This is a genomic window from Pseudomonas shirazensis, assembly GCF_014268785.2.
GTDB lineage: Bacteria > Pseudomonadota > Gammaproteobacteria > Pseudomonadales > Pseudomonadaceae > Aquipseudomonas > Aquipseudomonas shirazensis.
In genome coordinates this window covers 105,202-117,036 of record NZ_JABWRD020000003.1, presented here as the reverse complement: position 1 = coordinate 117,036, position 11,835 = coordinate 105,202, and the positions used below count along the sequence as shown (strand labels likewise).

Sequence of the window (11,835 nt, the reverse complement as noted above, 5' to 3'; positions counted from 1 at the left end):
GGCCCGTGAAGCGGGCCCAGCGATATCAGCGGCGGAGCTGAAATCTGGGGCCGCTACGCGACCCTTTCGCGACACAAGGCCGCTCCTACACAGACCGCAGCCCCCGCTACCAGCGTTGGTGGATTGAGTGGCTTCGTCCGTCATGGCGTTGCCTCCCCGGCCACGGCGTGGGCGATCAAGGCGCGCATCAGCTGGTTAAGTATCTCGACGTTTTCCAGCAGGTAACTGTCGACGCCGATGGGTTCGGTGCCGAGGTAAGCTTCGAGAGTGCGGTTCATGCAGTCCATCAACTTGGAAACCTGGATGAGAGCCTCTTCGCGGCTCAGGTCGCTGATGACTGAGAAGTAGGAGATTGGGGGGTCGGGGACGATCTTTTTCATAGTCGATTTCCAGTACGTAAACGGAAGCGACCACTCGAACCTTTCTCACGGATTTGGGTGGCAGCCGTACACGGGGTGAGAAAACCGAGGTACTGGAAACCCGGCCAGACCGAAGTCTGCCCGCGCACGGCTGCCGTGAAGCATTGCCTAACAGTACTGGTCGGGTTTCTCACACCCGGTCACCAAACCTGGCGACCCCGTGACTTTATCCCTGAGACATTTCCCCGACAACAGAGCTGCTTCCGCAAGTCGCGTAGGATAATTCCCAAGCTACCCCGATTAGAAGCATTTGGTTTCAGGTTCGGAAACGTCTTACGCAAACACCCGCAAATCTATCGCCAAGCCCCCCCTGTAGGAGCGGCCTTGTGTCGCGAAAGGCCCGCAGAGCGGGCCCAGCGATATCAGCGGCGGAGCTGATATCTGAGGCCGCTGTGCAGCCCTTTCGCGACACAAGGTGCTCCTACAGGGGCCGCGCATCATCTGGTATCAGTATTCCCAGCCCTCACCTCACCGACGCGCCTGATCCAGATGCATCAGGTGCTCAACCATATTCACCTTCACCATATGCTCAAGGTCAGCCTTGCCGCCAATGCACAACCCAGGTTCGAAAGCATACATCTCGTCCTCGGCAACCGGCCCCAGCTTGGCGAGTGCACGCTGGAACAGCGGCTTGCCCTGGTTGTCGTCAAAGTCCAGGCTGTCACGTTGGGTAGCGCCGAGAAAGATACCGAGGCTGCGGTCTGGTTGTGGGTTGGGTTTTTGCAGCTGGTTTTTCAGCGCGACAATGCCGCCAGCCAAACTCGATACAGTGATCTTGCGCTGATAACGCTCGCCCCAGGCATACAGCGAACCGAACGCATCCCTGGCAATCACGTGGTAATTATCGATCTCGGCCAGGCCGCTGCCTTGCAGCCACATATCCAGCGTGGCCTTGTACGCATCTGGGTCTACGATCCAGAACAAGCCATCAGCGTAGGAACACCAGCCGTCTTCGCGCCAGTAACCCAGCAATGCAGCGGGCAGTCTTGACTGGTATTTGTCGATGCTCGCGGCAGGCACCTCGCGACGTGAGGTGGCTTCACCAAGGTTGTCGATCATTGACTGGAAAAACTCATCCCGCACCGGTTAAGCCCCCTTGATCCGTTTGCAGATGACGTACCGACCGCCCCCAATCATTCGTATTTGAAGTCTGCCGCAAACTTGCCGGTCTGCAGATCCAGCTTGATCATGCAGCGTGCCCACGGTCTGCCTTGCTCGAACAAATTGTTACCCGCGAAATACTCGCGCAGCTGTATCAACAGGAACCGGATGTCATGATCCACACGAGCAGCTTCAGGCACGAACCACTGCGGCTCACTCCCCTCAGCCTGATAGTCATAGAACAGCTTGGCGTGGTCGCCAGTCGGCGACAGCTCGACCTCAACAGAAACCCACTGAGCCTGCTGGGGCGCGATCGCCGAGAGTATTTCACCGAAGCCCTGATAAACTTCCTGATCTGTACTCATAAGCGCCCCACTAGACCAGCCCCAACATAGGCTTGATCGGCTCATTCATATGAACAAACGCTTCGTGGGAAGTTCTCGGATCATCGTTGAGAACCCCCTCGGATCACCCAATCAAAAGCCCCTTTAATCGCTCTCCAGCATCTATTAACTCATTGGTGGACAGCGGTGTATAACTAACAACAATCAACACACCTCCGGCCAATTCCGAAGCCTCTTCAACGTGCCCCTTCAGAAGACTAATTACCTGCTGAGGACTTTTCCCAAATGCGCGAACGCACAATTCCCCATCAAAATAATTCGCCGCATTAATACGAAAAACACCATCTCTCCCGTTAACATCTTTTTTTGTAGCGTCGCATGCAGCTAGTACAGCCGGCCAGTCGTTTCTGGTAACCGACCACTCATGCAGCGCAGCTCTATAGGCACCAAAAGCCTGTACGTATGCAGGAAAAATCCTTGTCAACAAGTGGAGGTAATCAACATTAGCATTCGAAAACTCAATGAACAGAGAGTCGTCAAATTGAGCATCGTCTTCTAGATAACTCTCACTTCTGAGAGAATATGCAATTCGGCCTTTTACTCCCTTTGGAAGAAACTTATCTAAAGAAACAGAAACAACAAGCTCGCCTTCAATATCGGGAACGTCCACGGCTTCGGCCAGATTCCATGGCTTGCCCAAGTCGGACAGCTTCTCAAGAAAAGTTTGGTGCCGCCGCTCGATAGGCTCTAGAAAATTTGGCCTATGACGAAACTCCAGCTTTTGCTTAGTCATCAGGGTGCAACCCTCACAGTAATGTTTCTGATATTTTGCTCAATCAAAATATCAATTGCTCTATCAGCCGCTTTTTGGCTTGGAAACTCAAAAACGGCCTTGATACCTGGGTTTTGTTTCAACGCATTCGATACTCGCTGAACACTCTGAAGTTGCTTATCGAACGATGTTAGTGCTGTTTTTCGGTCAATCAGGGTAATACCATCGACATCTTCAACACCGTCAAACTTCACGAAATTGTTACCGTTAGGATTTGGGTTGTCAAACCGTATTGCAGGCACTGCCTTACGCTCCGATAGAACGTCTGAAAACGCTCCTGTTGTACCCGCTTCAAATTTCACGAACGGCTTACTAAAATCTCCCTGAGGTTCTTGTACGAAGATCAAACCTCTATTTTCGCCCTTCAGCTTGCGTGCGTCTTTTATGGTCAATACCTCGACCTTCGAAAGATCCAATCCTCCCACTACAGGCGCTAGGGTCTCTTTTGGACCAGCCCCCCCACTGACACCTATCCCAGGATTATCGCTCGCAAGCTTGCCACCATCCGTCCCTTCAGAGCTAGCCTTGGCTGTACCACTTGTGGACTCTTTCGGCCCAGCACCAGTCTCCCCCTTGCCAGCGGGCTTGGGCAGCGAACCTGAGAAGTCTCCTGCATTCTCGACCGCCTGACCATTGTGGGTCACGGTCGACGGCGAGCCGTAGCCCCCGCCAGGTTTAAGGCTGTACTCGCCTTTACCCGCCTTCCACTCGGCGTTCTTCACAACCTGCCGTGCAGCCATCTGCTCAAGCTTGTCGGTACCCAGCTTGATACCCACCGACGCCAGCTTGACGCTGCCTTTGGCAATCCCGCCAACCCCGGTGACAAGGCCACCAACGTCCCACACCAGTTCGCCAATGTCGTAGCCCATCTGCTCGGCGTTGGCGTCACCGCCGACGGTAAGCGCGTTTTCGATGCGTGCGACCTTGGCTTTGAGGTTTTGTTTGACCTCTTCCGGGTAACCGGCCAATGCGCTCGGGTCGTCGATCAGGCCGCCGATGGCCTTCACCGTATCGATCGGATGCAGAAGCATCTGGGTCAGCCCTGAGATATCGTCGAAGCCGGCCTTGATCAAGCCCTGGCCAACCCCGCTTTGCGTCAGCAGGTCCTGCTTCTTGCTGATATAGGCCCACTTGGCCAGCACCTTGAGTTCATCCAGGCGGCCTTCGGCTTCCTTCAGCTCTTTGCGTGCCTGGACGAACTGCTGGGTCGCCAGCCAGTTGTTATCCACAGCCCCCGAGGCCGCCGCAGTAGCGGTAGCGGCATCGAGGCTGGTGGTGGCGGCGATGCCGGTGACCAGGCTGACGATGAGGTTGCGCTTGGCTTCGCGCTGGCTTTCGGTTTCGGTCGGGCTGGCTTCGGAGAACAGCCCGGTGAGCAGGCTCGACGCCGCCGCGCCGGCCGCGCCACTGCCGCAGCTCTGGCTGCTGGCGGCCGCACCGGCGCAGGCGAGGATGCCGTGCAGGGCAGCGTGCATCGGCGTGCCTTCGACCAGAGTGCCGTCGGCGACCAGATCACCGAGGTAACCGGCGCCTTGCTGCTGCACGTAGTTGACGACCATGCCTTGCATGAACGCGCCGTTGCCGGCACTGATGTTGCCGCTGGCGGCGGCAACCAGCGCGGTGGTGATCTGCCGGTAGGTGCCGCCGGCGCCCCAGTTGCCGGCCACGCCATCCGCTTCGTTGCGCAGCCTGATGGCCTGGTCGCGCAGGGCCTGGCTGAGCTCGGCGTCGCTGGTTTCGAGGGCCTTGGCTTCGGCTGCATCGGCCGCGTTGCGCTTGGCGTCGACTTCCTTGGCCTTGTTGGCAAGCAGGGTGCCGGCCTCGTTGGCAAAGGCGTTGACGATCTCGAAGCCGGCGCGGATCTGCTCTTCGTCGAAGATCGGCTTGAGCGCGTTGGTGTTGTCGCGGTCACTGGAGACGTCGCGGTTGAGCCCGGCGAGGGTCTCGTCGACGCTCTGCCCGGTGCGCTCGCGCTGGGCAGCGGCGTCGGTGATGAGGATGGTGCCGCCACTGATGCCGCTGCGGGTCACGCTGCTGGCGCTGTCACTGGCACTGATGGCAATCGGCAGGCTGGCGCCGATCTGGTTTTCGTTGGTGGGGATTTCCGTGCCGGGGGTGATGTTGCCGCCGGTCTGGACCTTGCCGTCCGGGTCTTTACCGATCTCGCTGTAGCCGCCGCCGATGCTGAAGGTGCTGGCGTCGTACTCGGCTTTGTTGCGGATGTCGCTGGTGGTCAGGCTGGCGGTTTCGAGGCGGTTCTTGCCGTCAGCCACAGCCTTGTCGCTGCTGGCGATGACTGCGCCTTTGAGGTCGGTGTTGCCGCCGACGCGGATGTCGAAGCCGCCGTCGCCGGCCTTGATCCCGGACTGCTCGGTAACGCTGGCGAAGTCCGAGTCCATGTCGGTGCCGCCGAGGTTGGCGCTGCCGCCGCTGACCGTGCTCATGCCGTAGCAGAACGGCGGGATGCACAGGCTGATGCCGACACCCATGCTCTTCTCGTCGACCTTGAAGGTGTCGGTGTCTTGCAGGCTCTCGATGTTGAGGTCGCCGCCAACGTCTGCCAGCACCTGACGGCCACTGACCACGGCGCCGCGCAGGTTGGTGTCACCGCCGGAGACGAGCGTGGTGGTGTTGCCTGCGGCGATCTGGGTGTTGGTGTGGGTCAGGGTGTCGCCGTCGGCTTCGCCGCGGTTGCCGCTGACGCCGAGGTCGAGGGTGAAGCCGTTGCGCGAGCCGCCCAGCGACAGGCCGATGCCGACGCTGGCGCTCATGCCTTTGCTGTCGCTGTCCTGCTTGCTGGTGTTCTGCGCGGCGAGCAGGTCGATGTTGCCGTCGGCGGCGAGGGTGGCGTTGTTGCCAGCGCGCACCTCGCTGCCCTGGACGAGAATGTTGCTGTCGCTGCCCGCGCCGGTGGCGCGCAGGCGCACGTCGTTGCCGGCAATGATGGTCGAGCCGGCAGCGGCGTCGCTTTGCTGCACGGTAGTGCTCTGTTGCTGCTTGGTGCCCAGCGACAGGCTGATGTTGATCCCGCCGGCAGCGCCCGGGTCCTGGGCGACCGCAGTGGCGGCGTTGTTGACCGCCAGTGCGGTGGTGGCCGCGGCCAGCGCCTGCATGCGGCCGTCTTCGGTCTTGCTCGACGCCTGCTGCATCTGCTGGGTGGTCTGGATCGCGCTGATCACCGGGTTGGTGATGGTCACGGTGAAGCCGGTCTGTTTGAACAGCGTCTCGCGGGTGCGCTCGCTGGTCTCGCGGGCTTCGGTGATGGCGATCTGTTGAGCGAGGATGTCGACGTCGCCTTTCGGCGCGACCACATCGCTGCCGACCTGGCGGTACTGGCGCCCGGCTTCGATCATGACATCGCCTTCGGTGCTGCCGACGGTGCTGGCGCGGGCGGTTTCACGGGTGGTGAGGTCTTTGACGCTCTGCTGCTGGGTGCCCATGGTCAGGGCGATACCGCCGCCGCTGAACAGGCCGCTCTTTTTCTCCGACTTGTCGTGGCGTTCGCTGCTGCTTTCGGTGGCCGCTTCGATGTTCACATCGCGCTCGGCGACCAGCACCGTTTGCTTGGTCGAGACCACGTCGCTGCCGCGCACGCTGATATCGCGGCCAGCCTGCAGGTAGGTCTGCTCGCCGCTCAAGGTGGTGCCGCTGGCCTGGGTCTGGCTGACGGTGTCGCGCAAGGTGGTGGTCTTGCTCGACAGCATGCCGTTGCTGCCCTTGAACTTGTGCGCTTCGTCGGCGAACTGGTACTGCTCGGCGGCCGTCAGGTTGATGTCGCGGCGCGCTTCGGCAAGGACCATGCCTTGGTCGCTGGTGACCGTGGCACCACGGGCGTTGAGGTCCTGGCCGGCGGTGATGCGCAGGTCACCGTTGGTTTGCACGGTGCTGCCGACTTCGCCGCGGCTGGCTTCGTTGCGCCAGTTGCTGGCATCCCAGCGGATCGCCTGCTGCGAACTTTCGCTGACGGTGCCGAGGTTGACGTCGCGCCCGGCCTGCAACTGGGTAGCGCCGCCCTGGCCGGCGTTGACCACCTGGCTGCCTTGCAGGTTGAGGTCGTTGCCGGCGGCGACTTTCATGCTGCCGCCATCACCGCTGACAAATAGCCCGGCGACTCGTGACAGGTTGCTGCGGGTGCCTTGCTCGCTGCTGCTGTCGCGGCTCAGCGAGCGGCTGTTGATGTCCTGCCCGGCGTCGATGGCGAGGCTGTCGGTGGCGCCGATCAGGCCGCCGAGGTTGTTCAGGTTGTCGCGGGTCTGCAGGGCGACGTTGTTGCCCTGGATGCGGCCACCGAGGTTGTCGATGTTCTGCGCGGTCAGCGCGACCACGCTGCGTCCACCGAGGCTGCCGCTGTTGATCAGGTCGCCAGACAGGTCGAGCTTGAGCTGCTGGCCGGCGATCAGCGCGCCATTGCCGTTGATGTCGCCTTCTTGCACGCGCACGTAGACCTGCGGCACCAGCACCTTGCGCGATTCGCCGTTGGCCAGGGTGACGTTGCGCTCGACCAGCCAGACGATGTCGCTGGTCAGCTGGGCCATCTGCTCGGCGCTCAAAGCAACACCCGGCACCAGGTTCCAGTCGCTGGCCAGGGTCACGGCGTTGTCGATCAGGGCGCGGTACTGCGCTTCGTCGTTGGCGAAGCCGTCGAGGAAGCGCCGGCCGGTGAGCTGGGCGATCTGCTCGCGGATCAGCTTCTGCTCGTAGAAGCCGTCGCCAAGGCGTTGCTGCGTCTGCGCCGGGTCGAACTGCAGGCGCTCGAGCATGTAGTCCGACGACAGCCATTTGCGGTAGCTGGTAAAGCGCGCGTCGGTCTCGATCAGGTAGTTACTGGTGCCTGCGGGGTTGGTCTGGAACAGGCTGTTGTTGGGCAGCGCCAGGTTCAGGCCGCCGGTGCGCACCTGGTCGGCAATGCCCTGGCCGTCGTTGAGCTTGACCTCAACCACGGCGCCGACTCGGTACTGCTCGCCGACCTCGGCGTTGACTGCACCAACCGTAGCCACCTGCTGGCCGACCTGGAGCAGCTCGCGACCGCTCAGCTGAGTGCCGCTGCCGTTGACCACGGCGTACTGGCCGTACTCGGTGGGGGTCAGGTCGATGTCCTGGATCAGCGGCGCCGGGCGGTACTCGGTGATTCTGCGGCCCTGGCTGTCACGGCCCTTGCGCTGGATGCGGTAGAAGTTGGTCGCGGTGCCGGCATCTGTGGTCACCCGTTGGCCGTCCACCTCGGTGTTGATCACTTGCGCGGCGCCGGCCTGGAGCAAGCCACCGGCTAGAATCCGGCTCTTGTCGTTGAGTACGCTGTCGCCGCTGAAGGTCAGGTTGCCGCCGGCCAGAATCTGCCCGGGCGCCGAGCTGGCGATGCGGGTTTCGACCACGCTGCGGGTGTAGTCGTAGCGATTGAAGTTGTCGCGCACGCCATCCGGGGCGACCAGATGATCGACTTCGTCGCGGTAGACCGAGACCTGATCAGGGCGGTAGCGGTTGGGCGAGCCGGTGATCTGGAATTCCTGCAACTGCTCGCGGCTGACTTCTACGTCGACAGTGCTGAAGTGTTCGTTGGTGTTGCGCAGCTCGCGGATGTTCAGGCTCATGGCGCCCAGCGATTCAACCGTGGCGCTGGCGTTGGCCAGCAGGTCGGCGCGGCCGCTGGCCTGATCGTTGCCATCCAGCGTGCCGCCGATGGCGAGATCGCCGGCACTGAAGATCAGCGCCTGCTCGCGGTTGTCGATGCGCTGGCTGCCGATGTCCAGCCGCTCACGGGCGGCGATGACCGCCGCCGGGCCTGCTTCGTCGAGGTTGGCCAGGGTGCGGCTGGCGATGGCCAGACGGTCGCCGTAAATGCGCCCGGTGCCGAGGTTGAATAGCTCATCGGCTTGCAGGCGCACCTGCTGACCGTCGATCAGGCCGCGGTTGTGCAGTTGGCCGTTGACCCGCAGGTCGACCTGGGTGGCTGCCATTTCGCCGCTGGCGGCGTTGTCCAGCGCCTGGCCGCGCACGATCAGCGCTTGCCCGGCGAGCAGTTTGCCGCTGTTGTACAGGGCGCCGCCGCCGATATCGATATCGACCTTGCCGTTGGCTTGCACCTGGCCGCCGAGGCTGAGGTTGCCCTGCTGGCGCAGGATCAGGTCACCGAGGCTGAGCAGGCGGCCGCTGCCGCTGAAGTACGCCGCATTGAGCGACAGCAGGCTGCCGCCGAGCAAGGTGCCACTGCCGTTGTCGACGGCCAGGCGGTTCTGCGCCGGGTCGCGATCGGCCAAGCGCAATTCGCTGCCAGCCGAGATCAGGCCGGCGTCGTTGTACAGCGCCTGGGCCAGGCCGAGGTCGATGCCGGCGTCAGCGCGCAGGGCGCCTTGCTGGTTTTCCAGAGTGTCAGCGCGCAGCAACAGCGACTGGCCTTCGATGCCTTGCTCGTTGCCCTGGCTGGTGCGGTTGTCGAGCTGCGCGGTGGTCAGCCGGGTTTGCCCAGCGCTGCGCAGCAGGCCGCCGCGGTTGTCGATGCGCTCGTTCTGTTCAACGATCAACGCACCTTTGGCCTGCACCTTGCCGCCCTGGTTGTCGAGGCGGTTACCGAGCAACTGCACCTGGCTTTCGCCGGCGATCTGGCCCTGATTGTTGAGGGTGGTGGCTGCCAGCAACAGGTTGCCCTTGGCGCCGATAAAGCCCTGCTGGTTATCCAGTTGCGCGCTGCGCAGTTCGACTTCGGCCTGGCCGACGATGCCTCTGTCAGCGCCTGAGGCGCTGTTGTGCAGGGCGGCGCTGCCGGTGTCGACGAACAGCCGGCCACCGGCCTGGATCAGCCCGCCGCTGTTGTGCAGCTCGCCGCTGCGCAGGTCGAGCCTGGCTTGTGCATCGAGGGTGCCGCCGTTGTTGTTGACGCTTTGCCCACGGCTGTCGAGCAGCAGCTCGCGGCCACTGATCACGCCCTGGCTGTTGTTCAGGCCAAGTGCGCCGAGTTGAATATCGCCAGCCGCTTCGAGGCGCCCGCCCTGGTTCTGCAGCTGACCGTTGCTGACTTCGACGAACAGCCCGGCCTCGACCGAGCCGAGGGTGCCGCCGCTGTTGTCGAGCTGGCCGGCAATCACTTGCATGGCCTGGGTCGCGGCGAGGGTGCCGGCGATGTTGCTGAGGCTGTCGGCGTTCAGGTTGAGGGTGTTGCCGGCGCTGAGCGTGCCGCCGTCGTTGAGCACTTCGCCGGCAGTGACGGTCATGGCGCCGCCAGCAGCCAGGGTGCCGCCACGGTTGTCCAGGCGCTGCGCGTCGCGCACTTGCAGAGTGCCGCCGTGGGTGGCGATCACGGTGCCGCCGCTGGTGTCCAGGTCACGGCTGTCGAGCAGCACTTGCCGGCCTTGGGTCTGGCCGTTGGCAAGCTGGGCCTTTTGCGCGCTGATCTGCAGGGCGCCATTACTGGCCAGGGTGCCGCCGTTACCGTCGATTTCGCTGGCGCGGACGTCGAGTTTGCCGTTGCCGGCGTGCTCGACCTTACCTTTGCGGTTGGCCAGAGTGCCTGCGTCGAGGCTGAGCTCGCGGGCGTTGCTGGCGATGCGGCCGTCGCTGTTGTCGAGCTGGCCGGCGACTTTGATGACGCTTGCTGCGGTGCCGGTCTGGACCAGTTCGCCGCCGTTGTTCGAGAGCTTGTCGGCGTTGACCTGCAGGTCGCCGACATTGACCTTGGCGCTGTCGCTGCGCACGGTTGAGCTGGCTTTGGCGTCGAGGCGGCCAGCGCTGTCGATGGTGCTCGAGCTGAGGTCAAGGTCGCCGTTGTTGGCGGTCAGGTTGAGGTTGCCGGCGTAGCTGCGGCTGTGGCTGAGGTCGACCGTGTCGCCTTGCAGATCAAGGGTGCCGCTGGCGTGGTTCTGGCCGTGGGCGGCAATCTGCTTAGCCTTGACCGTGAGCGTGGCGTTGCCGCTGGAAGTACCCTGGGCGTCAACGCCGGCTGCCAGCAGCGAGTCGCGGCTGCTGTCGAGTTTGGCCGCGTCGATGTTTAGATTGCCCTGAGCGGCCAGCTCGCCGGTGTTGGTGACGGTACCCTGGCTGCTGGCGTGCAGGTCGCCTTTGGCGTACAGGCTGCCGCTGTTGTCCACTGCCGTGGCACTGGCCACGCGGGTCGCCCCAGCACTGCTGATGGCGCCCTGGTTGAGCAGCTTGCCGTCGGCGCTGATCACCACGTCACCGGCCATGGCGCCGATCTGCCCGGCGTTGCGTACGCCAACCCCGGCCTCGGTACCGACCAGCTTGATCTTGCCGGCGTACATGCCGCCCAGCTCGGCGACGTCGATGGCCACCTCGGGCTGGGCGCTGTCGTCCTTGGCCAGGGCGGTGGCCTGGGTATTGTCGGCGTTGACCTGATTGCGCCCGGCGGTGACCTTGAGGTCGTTGGCCCAGATCCCGGCGTTGACCTCAACGCTGCGCGCGATCAGGTCGGTGTAGTCGCTGTCGCGGGCATCCAGGCCCTTGCCGGTAATGCTCAGGGTGCCGCCTTCGACACGGTAGCCGGTGATGCGGCCGTTCTCCATCTGTGCCCGGCCGGTGGTCAGGGTCGAGCGGTCGGCGTTGATGAAGCCGCAGCCGTCACAGGTGATCCCGGCCGGGTTGGCGATGACCACTTCGGCGCGCTGGCCGGCGACTTCGACGTAGCCACGCAACTGGCTCGGGTTGCTCGAATTGACTTCGTTGAGGATGACCTTGGCACTGCCCCGGCCAAGATACGGGTTGCCCTCGATCCAGCCGCCCAACTGGGTTTTGCTGTTGCCGACCGCGTTGTTGAGGATCGCGCCACGGCCATCGACGTCGAACTGGCTGTAGTTGTTGCGCGACACCCCGCCGGCGCTCGGCGCGCGGATGTTGACCTGCGGCGTGCCGTTGGCGCTGTTGATCACCATCGGCTGCTGCCCGCTGGGCGCGCCACGGTCGGCGACGATGCCAGCGGCCCAGGCCGGGGCCACGCTGAGGCTGATCAGCCCAAGCGCGCCCATCAGGGCGTAGCGCAGGCCGTTGAGGCTGGCGACGCAGGGCTTGGCCACCACGCCGCTGCCACTGCTGACGCCGGGCGCCTTGCCGGCGCTGCTGACGGTTTCGGCGACGACCATGAGCAGGCCGCGCGCCTTGTTGAAGATGATGCGATACAGATGTTTGTTCATTGCAA

5 protein-coding genes are annotated in these 11,835 nt (G+C 63.1%); all 5 read right to left on the bottom strand.

Annotated elements, in window-relative coordinates; genetic code table 11:
* Positions 1–140: 140 nt before the first annotated feature.
* Positions 141–380: a hypothetical protein gene (locus HU736_RS16460; RefSeq protein ID WP_186701400.1), complete on the bottom strand. Its 240-nt coding sequence runs from the start codon at positions 378–380 to the stop codon at positions 141–143.
* Positions 381–887: 507 nt separating this feature from the next.
* Positions 888–1,478 carry a GAD-like domain-containing protein gene (locus HU736_RS16455; RefSeq protein WP_186701401.1) on the bottom strand — a complete coding sequence of 197 codons (591 nt, stop codon included), beginning with the start codon at positions 1,476–1,478 and terminating at the stop codon, positions 888–890.
* Positions 1,479–1,552: 74 nt separating this feature from the next.
* A complete protein-coding gene (locus tag HU736_RS16450; RefSeq protein WP_186701402.1) occupies positions 1,553–1,885 on the bottom strand; it encodes a hypothetical protein in 333 nt (110 codons plus the stop codon).
* A gap of 103 nt (positions 1,886–1,988) precedes the next feature.
* Positions 1,989–2,657 carry a hypothetical protein gene (locus HU736_RS16445; RefSeq protein ID WP_103435348.1) on the bottom strand — a complete coding sequence of 223 codons (669 nt, stop codon included), beginning with the start codon at positions 2,655–2,657 and terminating at the stop codon, positions 1,989–1,991.
* Positions 2,657–11,830, bottom strand: a complete 9,174-nt coding sequence (locus HU736_RS16440) for a two-partner secretion domain-containing protein (RefSeq protein WP_186701403.1) — start codon at positions 11,828–11,830, stop codon at positions 2,657–2,659. Before HU736_RS16440 ends, HU736_RS16445 begins: the two co-directional genes overlap by 1 nt.
* Between the last annotated feature and the right edge of the window lie 5 nt (positions 11,831–11,835).

Bases quoted from the DNA above. Each gene is read 5' to 3' on its own strand.
- HU736_RS16445 (WP_103435348.1), bottom strand. From the start codon at position 2,657: ATGACTAAGCAAAAGCTGGAGTTTCGTCATAGGCCAAATTTTCTAGAG.
- HU736_RS16440 (WP_186701403.1), bottom strand. From the start codon at position 11,830: ATGAACAAACATCTGTATCGCATCATCTTCAACAAGGCGCGCGGCCTG.
- HU736_RS16455 (WP_186701401.1), bottom strand. From the start codon at position 1,478: ATGATCGACAACCTTGGTGAAGCCACCTCACGTCGCGAGGTGCCTGCC.
- HU736_RS16460 (WP_186701400.1), bottom strand. From the start codon at position 380: ATGAAAAAGATCGTCCCCGACCCCCCAATCTCCTACTTCTCAGTCATC.
- HU736_RS16450 (WP_186701402.1), bottom strand. From the start codon at position 1,885: ATGAGTACAGATCAGGAAGTTTATCAGGGCTTCGGTGAAATACTCTCG.